At 50.9% G+C, this 20628-nt stretch carries 16 protein-coding genes; 5 read left to right on the forward strand and 11 right to left on the reverse strand.

The genetic code is table 11. The annotated features are described in order from the left end of the window. Positions 1-8 precede the first annotated feature (8 nt). The 5 genes from IZU26_RS00570 to IZU26_RS00590 all read right to left on the reverse strand — a co-directional run bounded on the left by IZU26_RS00570 (position 9) and on the right by IZU26_RS00590 (position 6120). Positions 9-1562, reverse strand: a complete 1554-nt coding sequence (locus tag IZU26_RS00570) for a sigma 54-interacting transcriptional regulator (protein WP_433275947.1) — start codon at positions 1560-1562, stop codon at positions 9-11. 20 nt (positions 1563-1582) lie between these two features. Next, entirely contained in the window at positions 1583-3940 is a 2358-nt protein-coding gene (rpsA, locus tag IZU26_RS00575; protein WP_433275948.1) for a 30S ribosomal protein S1, read from the reverse strand. 72 nt (positions 3941-4012) lie between these two features. Next, the gene (locus tag IZU26_RS00580) at positions 4013-4735 is read right to left on the reverse strand and encodes a pseudouridine synthase (protein ID WP_433276981.1); all 723 of its coding nucleotides are present in this window, start codon (positions 4733-4735) and stop codon (positions 4013-4015) included. 13 nt (positions 4736-4748) lie between these two features. After that, the gene (scpB, locus tag IZU26_RS00585) at positions 4749-5288 is read right to left on the reverse strand and encodes an SMC-Scp complex subunit ScpB (RefSeq protein WP_021330069.1); all 540 of its coding nucleotides are present in this window, start codon (positions 5286-5288) and stop codon (positions 4749-4751) included. 10 nt (positions 5289-5298) lie between these two features. Beyond that, positions 5299-6120 (reverse strand): segregation and condensation protein A, encoded by an 822-nt coding sequence (locus IZU26_RS00590; protein WP_021330038.1) that lies wholly within the window; start codon positions 6118-6120, stop codon positions 5299-5301. Positions 6121-6723: 603 nt separating this feature from the next. On the opposite strand from IZU26_RS00590, the gene IZU26_RS00595 reads away from it, so the two are divergent. The 3 genes from IZU26_RS00595 to IZU26_RS00605 all read left to right on the forward strand — a co-directional run bounded on the left by IZU26_RS00595 (position 6724) and on the right by IZU26_RS00605 (position 10360). Beyond that, positions 6724-8466: a DUF5312 domain-containing protein gene (locus IZU26_RS00595; RefSeq protein ID WP_433275949.1), complete on the forward strand. Its 1743-nt coding sequence runs from the start codon at positions 6724-6726 to the stop codon at positions 8464-8466. Continuing rightward, entirely contained in the window at positions 8463-9347 is an 885-nt protein-coding gene (locus IZU26_RS00600; protein WP_433275951.1) for a polyphenol oxidase family protein, read from the forward strand. The genes IZU26_RS00595 and IZU26_RS00600 overlap by 4 nt, the downstream gene beginning before the upstream one ends. Before the next feature lie 119 nt (positions 9348-9466). Then, complete coding sequence (locus tag IZU26_RS00605) at positions 9467-10360, forward strand: DMT family transporter (RefSeq protein ID WP_433275952.1); 894 nt, start codon at positions 9467-9469, stop codon at positions 10358-10360. Here the strand turns inward: IZU26_RS00605 and IZU26_RS00610 are convergent. Next, on the reverse strand, positions 10357-11256 hold the full coding sequence (locus IZU26_RS00610; protein ID WP_433275953.1) for a DUF6675 family protein: 900 nt from the start codon (positions 11254-11256) through the stop codon (positions 10357-10359). The genes IZU26_RS00605 and IZU26_RS00610 overlap by 4 nt on opposite strands. 6 nt (positions 11257-11262) lie before the next feature. Next, positions 11263-12531 (reverse strand): argininosuccinate synthase, encoded by a 1269-nt coding sequence (locus tag IZU26_RS00615; RefSeq protein WP_021330048.1) that lies wholly within the window; start codon positions 12529-12531, stop codon positions 11263-11265. Positions 12532-12683: 152 nt separating this feature from the next. Between IZU26_RS00615 and murE the strand changes: the two genes are divergently transcribed. Continuing rightward, the gene (murE, locus tag IZU26_RS00620) at positions 12684-14438 is read left to right on the forward strand and encodes a UDP-N-acetylmuramyl-tripeptide synthetase (protein WP_433275954.1); all 1755 of its coding nucleotides are present in this window, start codon (positions 12684-12686) and stop codon (positions 14436-14438) included. Positions 14439-14500: 62 nt separating this feature from the next. On the opposite strand, the gene IZU26_RS00625 is transcribed toward murE, so the two are convergent. Together IZU26_RS00625 and IZU26_RS00630 are read right to left on the reverse strand one after the other, a co-directional pair. Beyond that, positions 14501-16234, reverse strand: coding sequence for an ABC transporter ATP-binding protein (locus IZU26_RS00625; protein WP_433275955.1), 1734 nt, complete (start codon positions 16232-16234; stop codon positions 14501-14503). 12 nt (positions 16235-16246) lie between these two features. Continuing rightward, entirely contained in the window at positions 16247-18004 is a 1758-nt protein-coding gene (locus IZU26_RS00630; RefSeq protein ID WP_433275956.1) for an ABC transporter ATP-binding protein, read from the reverse strand. 282 nt (positions 18005-18286) lie between these two features. Here IZU26_RS00630 and IZU26_RS00635 point away from each other — a divergent pair, with 282 nt between their 5' ends. Next, positions 18287-19402, forward strand: coding sequence for a D-alanine--D-alanine ligase family protein (locus IZU26_RS00635; RefSeq protein ID WP_433275957.1), 1116 nt, complete (start codon positions 18287-18289; stop codon positions 19400-19402). Positions 19403-19471: 69 nt separating this feature from the next. Here IZU26_RS00635 and IZU26_RS00640 read toward each other — a convergent pair whose 3' ends face one another. Together IZU26_RS00640 and IZU26_RS00645 are read right to left on the reverse strand one after the other, a co-directional pair. Then, a complete protein-coding gene (locus tag IZU26_RS00640; protein ID WP_433275959.1) occupies positions 19472-20056 on the reverse strand; it encodes a chromate transporter in 585 nt (194 codons plus the stop codon). Beyond that, positions 20056-20625 carry a chromate transporter gene (locus tag IZU26_RS00645; RefSeq protein WP_433275961.1) on the reverse strand — a complete coding sequence of 190 codons (570 nt, stop codon included), beginning with the start codon at positions 20623-20625 and terminating at the stop codon, positions 20056-20058. The genes IZU26_RS00640 and IZU26_RS00645 overlap by 1 nt, the downstream gene beginning before the upstream one ends. Positions 20626-20628 lie beyond the last annotated feature (3 nt).

A 20628-nucleotide genomic window follows, 5' to 3' on the forward strand; every position in this document is an offset into this window, starting at 1 on the left:
TCCCGTATTCACATCTCTTCCGACAGTTCTTCCCGATCGCGAAGATCGTTCAGCAAGCGCGAAACGTATGTCCGCTGGATGCCGAGTATTTTTCCCGCTTTCGTTTTATTCCAAGCGGTTTCTTCCAAAATCTTGCGCACATAAGCGCTTTTAAATTTATTAACCGCTTCTTTCAGCGAACGATCGCCGCATTCGTTCGATGCAAATTCTCCCGCCATGCGTTCGATTTCATCTTCGCCGCTTCCGCGCTCTTCATAACCGATGCGCAGATCGAGCGCATTGATAAGAGGCGGCGTGCCGAGCACGCATGCGCGTTCGATCGAATTTTCGAGTTCGCGGATGTTCCCCGGCCAATAATACGAATAAAGGGCATCCATCGCCGAACGCGAAAAGCCGGTAAAATTCTTTTTTGTCTCTCCCGAAAACTTTTGCAAAAAGAAATCGGCAAGAGCGGGAATATCCTCTTTGCGTTCACGAAGCGGCGGCACTTTTAAAGGTATACCGCTCAGGCGGAAATACAGATCGCTTCGAAATTTTTTCTCGCTCATCATCGCTTCGAGATCGCGATTTGTCGCCGCGACGACGCGCACGTCGACGGACACGGTTTTGCTCGATCCGACTTTTTGAAACTGCTTCGACTGTATGACGCGAAGCAGCTTTGCCTGCAGTTCGAGCGGCATCTCTCCGATTTCATCGAGAAATATCGTCCCGCCGTCTGCCGTCTCGAAGTAGCCTTTATGATCGGCTTTCGCATCGGTAAACGCACCCTTTACGTGCCCGAAAAGCTCGCTTTCGAGCAGCGAGGGAGAAAGAGCTGCGCAGTTGACGCGCACAAAGGGCTTTCCCGCACGATCGCTTTTTCGGTGTATCTGTTCGGCAACGAGCTCTTTTCCGACGCCGCTTTCACCGGTAATGATAATCGAAAGATTCGTCGTCGCGATGCCGTCGATCATCTTCAGCAGATCCAAAATGACCGGGCTCTTTGCGATAAACGGATGATAATCGCTTCCCGCCGAAAGCGTATTTTGCAGGGCGGAAATTTTATTTTGCGCGGACTGATACTTCGCCGCATTCCTATACGCTATGCCCGCTTGGCTGCACAGCATATTGAGTATTTCGAGATCGTCGTCGTCGAAATATTCGCCGCCCGCTTTATTTATCAATTCGATGACGCCGATGCACTCATCGCCGACGCACAGCGGAACCGCTATCATCGTTTTGGAAACATAGCCGGTTTTATGCTGTACGTGATCGGAAAAACGCGGATCGCGCGTAACATCCCGCAAGATAAGCGGCTGCCGGTGAGATGAAACCCAGCCTGCAATACTGCTTTTATCGACGGGTATGTCCTTCGCTTCCGCACCTTTCGGTCCGAGTGCGATGACGAAACGCAGCGTACCGTCATCGTTTACGAGAAGCAGCGACGACGATTCGCAGTGAACGAGACGCATCGCCGCTTCGAGAATATATACGAGCAGCGCGTCCAAATCGGCGTAATTCGAATTGATTCTGTTGTTGATTTCGATGAGCGTATTGAGTTCATCTAAACCAATCGAAGTCATCTCGGTTTTCGGTAAAAGTATCAGTCTTTTTTCTGCGTCTGCAGAAAGTCGCCGAAGGTATACGCGCCGTCGTTTTCATCCGGCTTTGCGATATACTGCGAAATGGCCGCACGCTCCTGCGCTTTTTTAAATTCGCGCACGGAAAAAGCGATCTTTTCTTTTTCGACGTTGACATCGACGACGTACACGTTGATCTTGTCGCCGACTTTATAATTTTTTACCGCCTCTTCAAAGGGCACGTTACGGTCTTCGCTCAAATTCGTTTTATTGACCAGACCTTCGATGCCTTCCGGTGCTTTGACGAAAATGCCGAATTCCGTGATCGACGTGATTTCGCCTTCGAGCGTGGAACCGGGCTTATGCGCTTCGGCAAAGAGCTTCCACGGATTGTCGGTAAGCTGTTTGATGCCGAGCCGAATACGATGACTTTCCGCATCGTTTTCGATGACAACCGCTTCCACTTCCTGATCCTGCTCGAGTTCGCTTCCGGGATGCTTTACTTTTTTCGTCCACGAAATATCGTCTCCGTGCAAAAATCCGTCGATGCCGTCTTCAAGTTCGATAAAGGCGCCCGCATTCGTGATCTTTACGACTTTGCCCTTTACGCGGCATCCGACAGGATATTTTTCGCCGATCGTATCCCACGGATTCGCCGTCACCTGCTTTAAGCCCAGCGATACGCGGCCGGCTTGAATATCGTAGCCGAGGATCATGCATTCGACTTCGTCTCCGACTTTTACCATGTCGGACGGCTTGTTGACTTTTTTCGTCCATGAAAATTCGCTTATGTGCACGAGCCCTTCGATGCCCTCTTCAAGTTCGATAAAGGCGCCGAAGTCGGTAAGTTTCGTCACTTTGCCCTTTACGACATCGTTGACGTGATAGGTATCTTCAAAGTGCATCCACGGATCTTCGGTAAAGTGCTTCAGCGAAAGGTTGATACGCTTTTCGGCTTCGTCCATGCGGATCACTTTGAGTTCGATTTCCTGCCCTTTTTTAACAAAATCTTTCGGACGGGCGACGTGCCCCCAGCTCATATCGTTTATGTGAAGCAAGCCGTCGAATCCGCCCAAGTCGATAAAAGCGCCGAAACTCGTAAAGCTCTTTACCGTACCCTTTACCGTGTCGCCGATCTTTACGTTCGAAAAGAATTCGTCGCGGGCTTTATCGATCTGCTCTTCGAGATATTTTCTGCGATTGACGACGACGTTCGCTTTGTTGTCGGAATACAGCCGTTCGATATACATTTTGCTTTCGGTACCGATGAGCGATTCGGGCTTTTCGACCTTTTGGCTGTCGGACTGGCTGATCGGCAAAAACGCACGGATGCCGCCGCCCAAATCGACTTCAAAACCGCCTTTGACAACCTTTGTCACCGTACCGTCTATAGGTGCTTTATCTTTAAACGCTTGGGTAATGTCTTTCCACAAACGCTTTTCATCGGCCTGTCGCTTGGAAATCTCCGGACCGTTTTTGCCGAATTTATTGACGAGTTTAACCGTAACCGTATCCCCGACTTCCGGCGCTTTTGAACCGAACTCCGATTTGGGGATTCTGCCTTCCGATTTGCAGTTTACATCGACAAATACGGTATCGTCGGTAACCGCGACGACCGTCCCGTCGACGAGCTGTCCGTTTTCCGGCGTGCTCAAACTGTTCAGAGATTCTTCTAATTGTGTCTGGAACTTATCCTTGGAGTCCTGGTTTTGTTCCTTTTCCACTTCCTGTGTTTCCATCTTTGACCCTTTTTCGTGAATTTGATTTAATATTATCTCACAAACTTTCTCTATCGTCAAGGTGGATGTATCGATATATACGGCGTCGGGAGCGACGACGAGCGCGCCTTCTTTTTTGTTTTTATCGATTTCGTCGCGCTTTTTTATCGCTTCTTTGATCTCTTCGAGCGTCATACCGCTCACGCCCTGTTTGAATCTCCGCTCGGCCTGTACGTCGAGCGACGCGTCGAGATAGAATTTACAGTCGGCATCGGGAAATACGACGGTCGTCATATCGCGTCCTTCCGAAACGATGTCAAGCGATTTTGTTAATTCTTGCAGGCGGGCGTTGACAAAACGGCGTACTTCGGGAAACGCGGACACGCCTGCCGCGTGAGCGCTCACTTCGTCCGAGTGCAGTAAGGATTCGACGTCATCGCCGTTTAGAATCAAATGCGAATCGACGTAATCGAGTTTTTGTTTTTTGCAAAAATCGACGACCGCCCGTTCGTCATTCAAATCGATGCCGTTTTTTAAAAGCGCGAGCGTGAGCGCGCGGTAAAAGCTTCCGCTGTTTAAAAACGTAATGCCGAGCTTTTTCGCAAGAAGAGATGCAATCGTGCTTTTGCCGGTACCCGCCGGACCGTCTATCGCAATAACCATATATCCTCCCTTATCATCGTTGTCGTCCGATCTCCGAGACGGCGGCTTCGCACACCATACATCCGCGCCTTTCTAAAATCGCTCCGTTCCCGAATTTTTGCACAGTGCGAGAAGACCGCGCACTTCACCCTTCGTTAAATCGCGAAACTTGCCGCGTTTAAGGCCGTCGGTCGTTACGTTTCCGATCCGCACGCGCTCGAGCGATTTGATGCCGACTTGATAATATTCGAACACGTGTCTGATTTCACGGTTTTTGCCTTCGATCAAAACGATGTGCATTTTGCGCGCATTGCGTTCTTCGGCTTTGATGCAGCGGTAAAATACATTGTCTATGCGGACGCCCTTTTCAAAATCGGCTGCAAGCGTGCGCGGGATATGCGTACTCGTTTCGACCGCGTATTCCTTTTCCAATTCCGCCGACGGATGCGAAAGGGTTGCCGCAAAGCCTCCGTCGTTCGTAAAAATTATCAATCCCGTGCTGAACATGTCGAGGCGTCCGACATTGTACAACCTTTCGGTATACGCGGATTTTAACAAATCGGATGCAACCGGTCTCCCCTTTTCATCGGAAAGAGAACACACATAGCCTGCAGGTTTATTGAGAAGCACGTAGCGGAACTCTTTTTCGGGCGAAACGATCTTGCCGTCGACCGCCACTTTATCGCCGAACGACACTTTCGTACCGAGCGCCGTAACGATTTCTCCGTTTACCGAAACGCGGCCGGACGCGATGTACTCTTCCGACGCGCGGCGGCTTGCGACGCCCGATCGAGCAAGGTATGCCTGCAGCCTCATCGGAAACGAAAAGTCAGCGGGCAAGCTCGAACCTCTCGGCTTCGTCTTCGTCGAGCTTCGGCAATTCGGATATGCTGTTCAAACGGAAAAATTTTAAAAATTCTTTTGTCGTGCCGAAGAGCACCGGTTTTCCCGGCACGTCTTTTTTGCCGACTTCTTTTATTAAATTTCGCTCCGAAAGCAGACGGATCATATTGTCGGCGGACACGCCTCTGATCGCTTCGATTTCGCCGCGGGTGATCGGCTGCGAATACGCGATGATCGAAAGCGTTTCCATAGCCGAGCGCGAAAGCTTTCCTTCGCTTTTAGAGCCGTAACGTTCTCGCAGCACTTGCCACAATTCTTTTTTCGGAACGAGCGACCAGCCGCCGGTGATCATCTGCAGTTCGATGCCGCTCGATTTTTCGGCAAGGCGTTCTTTTAAAGCATCGATACACTTTTTGACGACTTCGCTCGAAAGCTGCGAAATATTCGCAAGCGATCGTTCGCTTACGGGTTCGCTTTCGAGAAAGAGAATCGTTTCGATCAATGCCGTTTCTTTTTCAAGCTCCATACCGCTTCCGTCACCCCTGTACGCTTGCACTGCCGGCGCCCGAAACCGAAGCCGCCGCGTGTTCTCCTTTCAGTCTGCATATCTTTATATCACCAAACAGCCTGTTTTGGAAGACCGCGATCATCCGGTCTTTTACCGCTTCAAGCAGCGCCATAAACGAACAGATGATATCCATTTCGTTTCCCGGCCGCGTAATCAAATCGGTAAACATGCACTCGTCCGCCTCTTCGAGTTTTTCGTTCATCAGCGTGATCTTTTCGTTGATCGAAATCTCTTCGTACATATTCAGTATCTTTTCGTTCGAATACTGAGAAACCATGTCGCGAAAAATCCGCTGCATCTGCTGGAGGAGATCCCACGTATCGATCTGCTCCCAAATGCCGTCGTCTTTGTCGAAGGGCAGCACGCGTTGAATCTTCGCGCGTTCGAAATTCCACTCCGACGTATCTTCCTGCTCTTCCATAAGTGCGGACAGCCGTTTGAATTTTTGATATTCGATGAGGCGGTCGACGAGTTCCTGCCGCGGGTCTTCGTCATCGTCGTCATACTCGATTTCAACGGGGAGCAGCATACGGCTTTTGATATAGAGAAGCTTCGCCGCCCAACTGTAAAATTCCGACAAATCGCCCAAATCGGTCTGCACCGCATAATCGAGATATTCAAGATATTGATCAGTGATCTCGGCGATCGGAATATCGTAAATATTGACTTTGCTTTCTCTGATAAGCGTCCACAATAAATCGAGCGGGCCTTCGAATTCGCCCGCCGTATAGCTGCGCTTTACTTTCGCCGTATCCGCCGTCTTTTGCAGTACCGCCTGTTCTTCCGCCATTTTATGCCTCTCGAAACATCAAACGCCTGCGAGGAAATTACCCCGCGTGTTCCGCTGTAAAGTATGGGGCGGCAGCGTGTATTAAAATAGCCGTCCCATAAAACAGCACAGCGAGTAAATCTTCAATTTGGGAGCTGTACATCCGTTCGAAGCGTACAGTTTCCTTCTCTACAACTATCGGCAAAATCGCATAAAATCTCAACCGGCGGAACGATAAAAAGAAAAGTTTCCAAAACGGAAGTCTTCGGGCAGCCGTATTTTTTTTAAAAATTTTGCTTGCATTATTCGAAATCTGTGGTATACTTAAAAGCGGTGAAAGGGACAGAGCGTGAGAAGCACGCCGGAACGGCCAACGCCGTTGAGGACGAGCGGTAAGGAGGGCAGCCTATGGTTGAAAATCCCCCGTACACAACTGTCTTGGATCACTGATATTCAGCCGGTCGGAATGACCGCGCATGAAATGAAGGTCGGCAAAAGAACGCATAGAGCGCGCTTATTGCCGTGACCGCAAATGCCGGCGTTATGCCGGCTTTTTTTGTCCTATGGCAACCGGATAATCGAAACTCGACATTCGCTCCGATATAAAGTACACTGACAAACGATATGTTGAAAAACGATGCGTCCAACAATTCTTTCGATAAACTCGTATCCGGTATAAGTGCGGAAGAACGACGGTTTTTGCTTGAAAGGCTAAAACAAGAACATGCGGGAAAAGTGCCGCAGTCGCTTTCGGTTCCGGACGAACAGGCATCCGATACGAGAGCGCTGCACGTACGCATACAAACCGAATCGCTTTTGTATCGTTTTGTTTTATGGCTGCGTGCGCTGCTTACAAATCAAAGCAGGGAAACGCTCTATAATAAAGATTTTATGGCAGATGAAGCGAAAAAGATCGCCCGTGCGCATCCGGGCTTGATCGATTTTCCGCACAGTGTTTTGGAATCGATCTTTTATGAAAAGCTCAAAGATATTCACGACTGCGCTTCTTTTTTCAAACCCTACATTGCCCAAGCGTATGAAAACCCCGGCGAATTTTACGTCTTTTTAAGCACCTTCGTCGCACCCGAAATCGCGGAACGAATCGACAGTGAAGCCGATCCTTACTCGATCCCGTTTGACCGGCCGCTTACGAACGAATTGCGCGTTTCGCTTACACGCAAGCTCGATGCGGCGATCCGCGATATTTCAAGCGCAGCAAAAGCGAATATGTATGAAGCGGTGCGCGCCGTAGAATGGCTCAGGCAATTTACCGCTCTGCCGTATTTGCACTTTCTCGCACAGTTTACCGCGATCGCGTCGAGCTCGTACACCTGTCCCTTTGCAAACGCACACACCGATTACCCTGCCTTTGCCCGAGTGCTGTCGAACGGAATGCTGATTTCAAATGAAGTGCTTGAAAGCCTCTTTTTCTTTGTCCGACGAAAGATGGTGCACTCGCTCGCACTTGACGCCGGTGCCGAAAAAGCGTTGAAAGACTTTTTGCAAAAGTCGGCGGCGACGCTTTCGAGCATACGCATGTTTATTGAAACCGTTCCGCTCGTCGCGATCGGACGTATCGTCCACGGAAACTGTACGTGGGTTCCCGAACCTTTCGGGGGAGCGGAAGACTGGGCGATAAAATTCCGCGGCCAATGGAAAGCGGTTTTCGATGAGCGATGGAATTCGTGGCTTGCCGACAGAAAAAAACATCAACTTGTCGATTCGCTTACCCTGCATTTCGGACTGCAGGAATTTCCCGAACTGCCTTACCGTCCGTGGGCGTCGCTGTGGGGCGGCATTCCGTTCCGTTGTGAAATGACGGCGGGATTTTTAGCGTGGTTTGCTTCGAATAAATACGGAGAAGCGATGCCGACGCTGACGACGCTCATGCTCGAAGGCATCTTTTTAAAAAACGAAAACCGCATCGAATTTTCCGAAGCGGTCAACGACTTTGCTTCGACAAATAAAAAAATCGAAGCGTTCGCCGAATCGCTCGCCCCCCGCGGTACGAAGGGCATCGTATTTGAAAGCATCGCATCCGAGCACATACGCTCGCTGAAAGGACAGGCACGCATCGATTCGCTCATGCTCGCAATCGAAGCGGAAGTCCGCGAACTCGGCGGCGCATTTTGCAGAGAATGCCGTACAATCGAAAATATTTTTTCCGGCATCTTTAATGAAAGCAAAAGTGCCGACTACGACGTGCTGCAAAACTTCATGACGATTCAAGGACGCGACAATCAGGATTTCAGAGACAAAATGCTCGACGTACGAAGCTTACTGCAAAATTCGTTCAAACTGCTGGCGGAAATCGAACCCTTCAATTTGCCGCGCGAAAACCCTTCCGATGCGGCGGCGGCCGAATGACTCGTATCACCCTCGCCTGTACGGAGCCGTACGTCGTACTTCCCTTTTATGCAAACGGTAAACCTCTTATGCGCGATGCGCCCTTTTGGGGCATGACGCTCAAACAGGCGGGAAGTATGCGATTCCGTTGGGACGAAACGAACGAAACGCGCGATACGCTGCTTAAAGAAATCGCATCGGGCAGAAGCGCTTTTCGAAACGACGTACCCTGTGAGCCCGTTCCGCTTGAACTCCTTCATTCGAAAATCGTATACGCCGTTTCATCCGCTGCAGATACCTACGGCCGTCAAGGCGACGGTATCGTGACCGATCGCACATCGCTTATGCCCGTCGTCACGGCGGCGGACTGTATGCCGATATTTTTTTACGAACGGAAACGGGGCGTTTTCGGCGTCGTTCATTCGGGATGGAAAGGGACGGGAATCGTTACGGAAGCGATCGCCGTAATGCGGCAAACATATGGGGCGGATGTGAAATACTTATCCGTCGTACTCGGTCCGCATATACGAAGCTGCTGTTATATCGTAGACGAAGAGCGCGCATCGTATTTTAAAAAGAACTTTTGCGGCGATTGCGTATGCGGAGCGGACGAAAGCGGATATGCCAATGCCGAAAGCGTGGACACAGGCAGAAGCCGCGCTCGGCTTTCGGGAGCGGCAACTCTTTTGCAAAATGAGGGAAAGGCAAAGCGCTACCGGCTTTCGCTTGAAAAAGCAAATCTTGCGCTCCTCGAAGCCTCAGGCGTCCGCGATGAAAATATCGCCGTATGCGATGACTGCACCGGATGCGACGAACGATTCGGATCGTTCAGGCGCGAAACGGGCGGCGACATACAAAAGCCCTTTACCGTACAGGCTGCCTTTTGCGGACGGATTCGGTGAGTTCGCGTACCTCATAAATTCTTACGATTTGTTACTGCCCTTAGATAAAAATTGATTTCCGGCGGCGCTGTGTATTTTCAAGCTTTACGGATATCGTCGTTTCGGATTATAATTCAAATATGCCCCACGAATACAGCAAAGCCCGCATCGCACAAGGCGTCTTCTATATCGTCTGCGCGTCGTTTTGCTTTGCGCTTATGGGAATGCTCGTACACCTTGCAGGCGACATACCCTTTATGCAAAAAGCGTTTTTCCGCAATGTTATAGCTTTTTTTATCGCATGCGTAGTATTGATAAAAGAACAGCGCGAAGGAAAGCACCCGTTTGTACTGCCGCGAGGAAGCATCTGCCTGCTTTTTTTACGATCGCTTGCCGGTTCTCTCGCCCTATTCGGAAATTTCTATACCCTCGACAAAATCAACATCGCAGACGCATCGATTCTCAATAAAATGTCTCCGTTTTTCGCCGTCGTCTTCAGCTTTGTTTTGCTTGGAGAAAAAATTATGCCCGTTCCGCTTACAGCGATCTGTATTTCGATTGCGGGAGCGGCTCTCGTCATAAAACCTTCGTTCGACATTGCGGCGATGCTCCCTGCACTTGTCGGATTCTTAGGAGGCGCAGGCGCGGGATTCGCATACGCGTGCGTCCGCCGTTTAAGAACGATAAACGTAAACGGCAAACTCATCATCGCCTGCTTTTCGCTTCTTTCATTGCTCCTTGCCGTTCCGTTTTTACTCTTTCGGTTTTCACCGATGACCGGCCGTCAACTGCTTATCATGTTCGGAGCAGGAATCGCGGCGGCAGGCGGACAGTTTTTTATAACCGCCGCGTACGGTGCGGCACCTGCCGCAAAGATCAGCATATTCGATTATTCGCAAATTTTATTTTCGTCGCTCATGGGATATATAGCATTCGGCCAAATACCCGATGCGATGAGTTTTGCAGGTTACACCGTCATCATCGCCATGGCGATCGTCGTATTCGTGTACAACAGACGGCACAGCGATTATTAATTATTAATTTGATTGAGGAACCACTCGTAGAGCGCATCGGTACGGCGTTTAAATGCGTCGGCCAAATCCACTTTTATAAAGAGAACGGTTACCGTCTGTTTTTGCCCCGTAACGATTGCGGCGGAAGAAAAGAAAATGCCTTCTTCGAGCGGATACGCCGAAATACACATTTCCATTTCGCGCTCTTTTAAGCACGTCACTCCGTGATATTTCATCGGCGTACAGTTTGTGATTTCGACGAAGATTTCGGATGCGGAATCGGTGTACGTGTGGAGATACGTATTTTCGCCGAACGACGTATCTTCCTGAAACACGTAGCGCCGGTCGGAAGAGGGAACTTCGCTTGCAACGGGATCGGCGAGCGCATTTTCCGTATGCTCGGTATCTGCAATGTAGTACGAGCGCGTAAAAAGCGTTTTCGGCTTATAGCCCGCGCGGCGCGAAATATACGTAATGCCCTTTTGCGCGGAAACGCGTCCGAGCGCATTGTAGAGGGAAAGAAGCTTTTCGTCCGCGCTCATATTTTTCCACGAAGCGGGATACGGGATAATCGCACACGATACGACGGCAAAGCCCTGTTTGCCTTGCGGAGCCGCCGCAAGTTTTTTCGCGGCGGCACTCGAAGAGGGCACATACTTTGTCAAATCTTCCCCGCTTCCGTTGCCGAAAGAAATCATCTTTCCTCCGACAAGATCGGCCGCCGCTTTTTCGTCGAGATTCGGAAGAGCCGCCGAAAAGCGCTCGGTCTTTTTCACAGCGAGTTTGTACCCGTCATCCCCGTATGAAGGAAAAACCACGGTAGACGAATCGACCGTCCCTTCATCGCCTGCGGAAGCGGAAATCATGCAGAACGACACCGCGAGAGCGAAGACTATTTTTTTTATATTTTTTTTCATGTCGATTTATTCCGTAGGCCGCTTTTTCAAAGAACGGCTTTTTACGACAGCCTGTCCTTTACCCGCTTTTTGTTCCATCATTGCGCGCACGGTAAGCGGCAAACCGAAGAGCGTGATAAAGCCGCCCGCGTCACGGTGATCGTAGAGATCGCCTGTCGTAAAGCTTGCAATGCTTTCGTTGTACAAGCTGTACGGCGAGAACGAACCCGCACCCTGCATCGTGCCCTTGTACAATTTGAGGCGCACCCAGCCGCTCACGGTCTCTTCGACTTTGTCGTTGAACGCCATGATACCGCTCATGAGAGAGGTAAACCACAAACCGTTGTAAATGAGCTCCGCCTGCTTGAGCGCGATCTGCTGCTTGTAGTGATAAGTATCGCGGTCGAGGCACAAGTGCTCGAGCTGCTCGTGCGCGTAATACAAAATCGTCCCGCCCGGCGTTTCGTATACGCCCCGGCTTTTCATGCCGACGCAGCGGTTTTCGACGAGGTCGATTAATCCGATGCCGTTTTTCCCGCCGATTTTGTTGAGCGTTTCCATGAGTGAAAGAGCATCCATCTTTTTTCCGTTGACCGCAACGGGAATACCTTTTTCGAATTCGATCTTTACGTATTCGGCTTTGTCGGGAGCCGCTTCCGGCAGCTTTGTGATTTTGAGCATGTTTTTCCAGTCGGGTTCGTTTTCCGTCTTTTCAAGTTCGAGACCCTCGTGGCTGATATGCCAAATATTTTCGTCGCAGCTGTAGGACGACGATTTTTTTACCGGAACGGGAATGCCTCTTTTTTCAAGGTATTCGATTTCGTCTTCGCGGCTTTGGAGATCCCACTTCGGATCGCGCCACGCGGCGATGACGCGGAGATCCGGCGCAAACGCTTTGATCGCAAGTTCGAAGCGGACTTGGTCATTGCCCTTTCCCGTCGCGCCGTGACAGATCGCACAGGCTTTTTCCTGTCGAGCGTATTCGACGAGAATTTTTCCGATAAGAGGACGCGCCGTCGACGTGCCGAGCAGATATCGGTCTTCGTAGAGCGCACCGCCTTTCAGAGCAGGCCAAATATATTCTTCGATATATTCTTTTCGTGCATCGACGACATAACACGCCGAAGCGCCCGTTTTGATCGCGCGCGCTTTTATCGTTTTCCAATCATCACCCTGTCCCAAATCGATGCAGACGGCGATGACGTCGTAATCGTAATTTTCCTTTAACCACGGAATGATGACCGTCGTATCGAGTCCGCCCGAATACGCGAGAATCACTTTGCTTTTTTTAGCCATACGAAGCCTCTTTTCGATAAACAAATTTCTGAAAAGAATTGTAACAACAATCGTGCACTATGGCAATCGCACGAATTCCCGATATCGTACGCATTCGAGCAAAGTATGCGGCAATTGAAAAACCGCATATTTATCGCTACAATCGCTGTATTATGGAAAAGCTCCTGTCACAATTGCTGCCTTCTTTTGCGCACAAAGCGCTTGCAGCCGACGGAATCAGCTCCGTCGAAACCGTCGATATCATGAATATTCCGATCACGAATCTCGCATTCGATTCGCGCGACGTAAAAGAGGGTTCGCTTTTTTTCGCGCTTCCCGGAACGCATCAAAACGGAAACGATTTTATATCCGAAGCGCTTGAAGCGGGCGCGAACGCAGTCGTCTATCAGGGAGATATTCCTCACGAAGTTCGGCGAGAATGTGCAAACGTCATCGCGCGACGTGCGATCGAAAGCGCCGTCGGCAAAACGAAACGATATCTTCCGGCCTTTTTGCGCGTAAACGATGCGCGTTTTGCCATGGCGCCCGTTTCCGACGCTTTTTACGATTCCCCGTCAAAGCGCCTCATCGTCATAGGAGTGACGGGTACGGAAGGGAAAAGCAGCACGGTTTCGTTTATCTGGCAGCTCTTACGCCTGTGCGGAGAAAAAGCGGGCTTTATTTCGACAGTCGAATATTCCCTCGGAGGCGATGCCCTCCCCAACCCCGAACATCAGACGACGCCCGAAGCGCCGATTATCCAAAACCGTCTCAACGCGATGCTCGAAAACGGCTGTACTTATGCGGTCATCGAATCCTCTTCTCACGGGCTTTCCGTTTTGACGAACAGACTCGGCAATGTCCAATTCGACTGTGCGGTTTTTATGAACGTCACGCTCGAACACCTTGAATTTCACAAAACCTTCGAGCAGTACCGAAGCGATAAAGCGAACCTTTTCCGCGCGCTCGACAAGTGCGACCACGTAAAAACGATCGCCGGCACTCCGATGAAAATTCCTTCCATCGGAGTCGTCAACGCCGAAGATCCGTCGGCAGTCTATTGTATCAATTCGACAAAGCATCCCGTCTATGCGTTTACGACCGAAGGACAAGCGGGAAAAGCCGCAGCGGAAACGGGAGCCGATGCGGTCGCCCTTCCGCCCGTGCCCGAAGGAGTCCGCTGCATGACGGCTCGGAACATCGCATCGGCGAGATTCGGTATTTCGTTTACGATCGACGCGGACGGAAAAGACGCCGTATTCCGAGCGAGCGACGATCCCGCCTTTCCGAGAAAACGTCCCGTCATCCACGTCACCGCCCCGCTTCCCGGTGCGTTCAACGCATACAATCTCATGGCGTCCCTCATCGCGGTGAGCAGCGTTACGCAAAAATCCTTTGAAGAGGTCGCGCACCACTTTCCGTCACTCACTCCCGTCAAAGGACGCATGACGGTTATCGACAGGGGACAGCCCTTTGAACTCATCGTCGATTACGCGCACACGCCTTCGTCGTTCGAAACGATATTTCCTCCGATCAGAAAAAGATGTACGGGAAGGCTTTTCGCCCTCTTCGGTTCGGGAGGAGAGCGCGATTTGACAAAGCGGCCGCTGCAGGGAGAAATTGCCGCAAAATTCTGCGACGTCATCGTGCTCGCCGATGAAGATCCGCGAGGAGAAGATCCCGTAGCGCTGCTCGAAATGATCGCAAAAGGCGCCGAAAAGCGCGGCAAAAAAAAAGGCGTCGATCTCTTTATCATTCACGACAGATCGAAAGCGATCCGCGAAACTTTTAAAATGGCGGCAGGCGGAGACATCGTGCTGCTCCTCGGAAAGTCGCACGAAAATTCGATCATCTACAAGGACAAAACCCTGCCCTACGATGAAATACGCGAAGCGCTCGCCGCCCTGTCCGAACTGGGCTACGCATAAGCCAAGCACTCCGCGTTTATCAGGTCGAATGCCGATTTTATTAATTATTAAAATCGTCTTTGCTAAATCTTCCAGCTTACGGCGAGCTTTCGCGCATCGACGAAGCGGCGGTATATGCCGTTCTTTCTCATAAGCGATGCGTGAGTTCCCTGTTCGGCGATTTTGCCCTGATCGACTACGACGATCTGATCCGCATCGCGCACCGTTTTCAAGCGATGCGCTATCATCAAAATCGTCTTCTTTTTCGTCAGCGCGTCGATCGCTTCCATAAGTTCTTTTTCATTTTCGGGATCGACGTTCGCAGTCGCTTCGTCGAGTACGATTATCGGAGCGTCTTTCATAATCGCACGCGCAATGGAAATACGCTGTTTTTCTCCGCCCGAAAGACTCGCCCCTCCCTCGCCGATAACCGTATCGTAGCCGTCCGGAAGAGCTGAGATAAATTCGTGGCAGCACGCTTTTTTTGCCGCGGCGATAACTTTCGACATGGGCGCGTCACTCTGCCCGAAGCGTATATTGTTCGCTATCGTATCGTGAAAGAGGTAGACGTTTTGGAAGACGAAACTGAAATTTTTCATAAGGCTGTCCATGCTGTACGCTTTTACGTCTTCGCCGCCCAAAAGCACGCGCCCTTCCTGCACGTCCCAAAAGCGCGAGACAAGGCTGCACAACGTCGTCTTTCCGCCGCCCGAAGGCCCGACAAAAGCCGTCGTCGTTTTTTCGGGAATATGCAGCGACACGCCGTCGATGATCTTCCGCGTATCGTACGAAAAGCCGATATCTTCGATATCGATATCGCATTTTTTCGGCGCAATGTCTTCACCGCTCGTATCCATCGGCTGCAAATCGAGGATGGCTTTCGCTTTATCGATACTCGCGTCAATGACGCGAAGCAGCGCGGAATAATTTCCCGCCGCATCGAGGTGAGCGTAAATCATAAACGAGCTTATGATCATAACGACAGCGACGAGCAGATCCATAGAACCCGCGATATACAATGCTATCGAAAGCGCGCTCATCGCAACTCCGAGCGCCTTTGTGATGAAATTCTGCGCGGTCATGTAACCGATAAATTTCATCTCCATCCGAATGTTGATATCGGCGTTGCCGTCGATCGCTTTGACGAGTTTTTTCGCGGCCGCTCCGGTCAGATTGTAGGCTTTTACTTCCGCAATGCCTTGAATATATTCGAGGATGCTCTCGACGAGGTCCGTATCGGCTTTCATCTTTTGCGGAGCAAGGTGCGCCGCCTGACGCTGCATAGCCCGGTTTACGAGCGAATAGAGCGCGAGGCCCAGAACGACGACGATGCCGATCCTCCGGTCGTAAAACAAAATCATCGCCGCAACAAGCACCGTATTTAAAATACCCTGCGTCGTCATCATCACCACCCGCGCCGCGATATCTCCGAGGCTTTCCATCGTATTCGTCGTCACGGACGTGATGGAGCCGAGACTGTTATTGTTAAAATAGCCCATCGGAAGATAGCGCAAGTGCTCTGCGATTTCGATCCGCTTGTCCGCACATGCCGTATAGCCCGCTTCCGTTTGCAGCATCGTCGACGTATAGCGCACAAAAAAATTGACGACCATACTGCCGAGCATGATGGCGGTACAGGTAAAGATCGTCCGGGTCGTAAGCGAGTTTGAAACGATCGCTGAAATCATAACTGCGATCGCGGGAATTTTCATCGCGTCGCACATAGCAATGACGATACCGAGCACGACGGCTATATGGAATTTCTTTTTATTGATGCCGCCCGCAAAATCAAAAAACTTAAACAATATTTTAAACATCTGTCGTATCTCCTAGCCTTTCACTGCGCTCAAGCCGTCTTTGACCGATATGTGCGCTTCCCACATCTTCGCATACAAACCTCCGCGCAAAAGGAGTTCGCGGTGCGTCCCTTCATCGTCGAGCGTTCCGTCTTTGATAACGAAGATCTTGTCCGAGTCTTTGATCGTCGAAAGGCGGTGCGCGATGACGAGCAGCGTTTTCCCTTTTACGAGCTTTGCGACCGACGACTGGATGACCGCTTCGTTTTCGGGGTCGGTGTACGACGTCGCTTCGTCGAGGATGACGACGGGCGCGTCTTTGAGCATGGCGCGCGCGATCGCGATGCGCTGCCGCTCGCCGCCTGAAAGGTGCCCGCCGGAGTCTCCGACGATCGTATCGTAGCCGTGTTCGAGGCTTTCGATGAATTCGTGGCAGCCGCTTTTTTTCGCAGCTTCTTCGACTTCTTTATCGCTCGCGCCCTCTTTTCCGATACGGATATTTTCGCGCACGCTTTCGTTGAAAAGATAATTATCCTGCGACACGAAAGCGATGCGTCTGTTGTACGCTTCGAGCGGAATCTTTCGGATATCGACGCCGCCTAAAGTGATGACACCCTCGCCTGCGTCCCACAAAGACGCGATGAGCTTTGCGATCGTCGATTTGCCGCTTCCCGAAGGCCCCACCAAAGCGCACACCGAACCGTCGGGGATTTCAAGACTTATGCCGTGCAGCACTTCTTTTTCGCGGTATGCGAAGCGCACGCCGTCGAGGCGGATCGCATTTCCCTCAGGTTCTTCGGTCATTTTGTCGGGACGCGAAAGTTCTTTCCGTTCGAGGATATCCGAAACTTCACCGATAACGACGCCCACTTTTGCCATATCGTCGGTATACGACATTGCGGTGATGAGCGGCGATATCAATCCGACGCTCAAAATGATTATTTGAATAAAATCGGTCGCGGCAAGTGATCCGTTTTTAACAAAAAATCCGCCTGCGGGCAGAACAAACAAAAGCGTCGCGGGCGTGATCACCATCGTAAGCGTAAAAAATATATTGGCTCTCCTCATCCAGTCGATAAAGCAGGACGCACCCTCTTTCGCCGCAACGACAAAGCGGTCATACGAACTTTTCACTTTGCCGAACACTTTGATAACTTCAATGCCGTTGATGTATTCGACCGCGGTATCGTTGAGCGCTTTCGTTTTGTCGATGACCCGCTTCCACGACGCTTCATAGCCTATCCACATACACGAACCGAAGATAATACCGATCGGAAGCGAGATGAGCGATACGAGAGCCATGCGCCAATCGATAAAAAAGAGATAGATGAGTACGCAAAGCGGTCCGAAGAGGTTTCCCGTAAACTCGGGTACGACATGCGCGAGCGTCGTTTCGATGCTGTCGACTCTTTCGACGAGCGTATTTTTGAGAGAACCAGACGGAATATCGAGCACGCTGCCGAGCGGCAATCGAGCAAGTTTATCGCAGCATCTCTTTCTGATTTCGGCAAGCACGCGGAATGTCGCTTTGTGCGAAAGAGAAGTCGAAAGTGCATGCAGGACGACGCGAAATGCCCAAAACAACATTATTAAAATAAGATCCGCTGCAAAAAAGCCGAAAACGCGTGTACCCGCCAAAAGTTTTTTTATGATATCGGCGATAAAAAAATACGGAGCGATACCGCATAAAACGCCGAGAGCTGCCGTAAGCACGCTCAACGCATAGTACATTTTCCGATCTTCCGCAAATTCTACGATCCAAAAAACAGCCGAACGTTTTTTTTCTTTCATCGATTACACCTTTCCTTCGCGTATCGGTCTTCTGCCGGTACGCGCGCGGCAATGCCGTTTTGATTAGCTTAGGCTAACTTAAAAAATTGTAGCGTATCTCGGCAAAATCCGCAAGTACGCGCGTGCATATTATCGCCCGCTTATCTCGCTCGTTTGAGTTTCAGTGTGTGTTTTGCACGCATCTTGTACGTCTGCTCGACGTGCGCGTTTACACGACGGCGCCCGTAATTCGGTACGCGCTAAGCCATTCCCGAGCCGCACCGAAAGTGCTATACTCGTTCTATGACGATAGCACTTATCTATGGCGGAAAAAGCGGCGAACACGAAGTATCGCTCATGTCGGGCGCGGCGGTCGCGCGGCACATCGGCAAAAAGCATAAAATCATTCTCATCGGCATCACAAAAGACGGACGATGGTTTTTACAAGACGATGCCGAACTCGACCGCGTAAAAGCCGACGCAAAGGCGGCGCTTAGGGTAACGGAAAAAGAAGGCGCTGAAATAAGGGTCGCACCCGGAATGAAAAATGCGGCCTTTTCGGCAGGCGGCAGGATGCTCGACATCGACGTCGCGTTCGCAGTCCTTCACGGCACGAACGGCGAAGACGGCACGATTCAGGGACTCTTCGAAACGGCGGACATCCCCTATGTCGGCTGCTCCGTCACGGCGAGCGCGCTCACGATGGACAAAGAAAAAACAAAGGTCGTCCTTCAGGCGGCAGGCATTCGGATCGTCCCCTACGTTACGGTTCGGAGAGCGGATGTACTCGATTCGCGCGCGTACGATGCGCTCGTAGAAAAAGCCGTCAGTACACTCGGCTTTCCGCTTTTTGTAAAGCCCTGCGCGGCGGGCTCTTCGAACGGTGCTGCAAAAGCGGAAAACGCAAAGGCGCTTTCGGTCGCACTTGCGGACGCTTTTTTGTGGGACGATAAAGTGCTTATCGAAAAGGCGATAAACGCCCGCGAACTCGAATGCGCCGTCACCGGCAATACGACGGCGGCGGAAGGAGTGCGCGAAAGCGTTACCGTATATGGACCCGGTGAAATCGTTTTGACGCACGAGTTTTACGATTACAACGCAAAATACAAAGACAGCGACGGCGTGCGCATACCGGCGGACATAAGCGAAAGCCTCCGCGAAAAGATCAGAAACATCGCACTGAACGCATACAAAATCGTCGACGCATCGGGTTTGAGCCGCATCGATTTTTTTCTCGACAAAGACTCTGGCGAAATCTATCTCAATGAGATCAATTCGATGCCGGGCTTTACGGCTATCAGCATGTTTCCGAAAGCCTGTGAAAGCGAAGGCTTGAGCTTTACCTGCCTCACCGAATTGCTGATCGAAGAAGCGATCCTCCGCCGAAAAGAGAGGCGCGTTTTAAAAACATCGCGCTGAAAAAGGGAAACGTTTTTTTCGATCGGCTTGCAACACCGCGCCGACACGCTTGCTGTACAATTGGAACATTCACAAAAACACGATGCCGAACACAGCTCCGAACAGCATGACGAATACGGGATGGATTTTCGTCTTCATCAAAACGATAAGAGCTGCGATATAAAACGCAAGACTCGGCCACACGAAAAGATTTTTCCAGCCTTCAATCGTCAAAAGCGAACCGAACGAAAAAGGCGTGTTCAAAAGCGCGACGATAAAAACCTGCGCCGCCGCAACGAGGATGATCCCCGTAGTCGCAGGTCTGAGCGTGGAGAATGCGGCTTTGACGAGCGGCGTATCGTGGAATTTCATAAAAAAATGCGCGATTATTAAAATACAGATAACGGACGGGAGCACTTGCCCGAACGTCGTAACGATGCCGCCGAAAACGCCGTACTGCGAATAGCCGATGTATGTCGCCATATTGATGCCGATCGGTCCCGGCGTCGATTCGGAGATGGCGACCATATTGTAAAACTGTTCGGCGGAGATGACGCCCTTGTCGACGAGGGTTTGCTGCATGAGCGTTACGGCGACAAGCCCTCCTCCGATCGTAAACGCGCCGATATAAAAGAAAATCCAAAAAAGCTGAAAAAGCGAATACGTCGTTTCCATCACTTGTCCTCCGCGCTTTTTTTCATTTTTCGAGAAAGTACCGAAACGATGACACCCGTCGCCGCTCCCGCGATGATCATCCAATACGACGGTACTTTGAAAAACCATATCGCCGCAAACGAAACTGCGAGGCACAAAAATCCCAAAATCGATTTTACGGTTTTTTTTGAAAATTGAAACACGACCGACGTGAGAAGCGCCGCGACCGACACATTGATGCCGCGAAGCGCTTTTTGCGCAAGCGGCAAGTGATCGACCGAACTGATAAAGCGCGCGATAAGCGAAATGATAACGACGGACGGAGTTACTATACCGAGCGTCGCGACGATGCCCCCGATTATCCCCGCCTGCTTAAAGCCGACAAAGGTTGCGACATTTACCGCGATGATACCCGGAGTCGATTGTCCTATCGCATAATAATCGAGCAGTTCGTCTTCGGTCATCCACTTCTTTTTTTCGATCAGATCGCGCTGCAAAATCGGCATCATCGCCATACCGCCGCCGAAAGTAACCGAACCTATTTTGGCAAGGGAAAGATACAAATCAATCAGTATCGGAATCTTTTTCATACG

Source organism: Treponema sp. SP13 (genome assembly GCF_050938355.1).
GTDB classification, from domain to species: Bacteria; Spirochaetota; Spirochaetia; order Treponematales; family Treponemataceae; genus Treponema_D; species Treponema_D socranskii.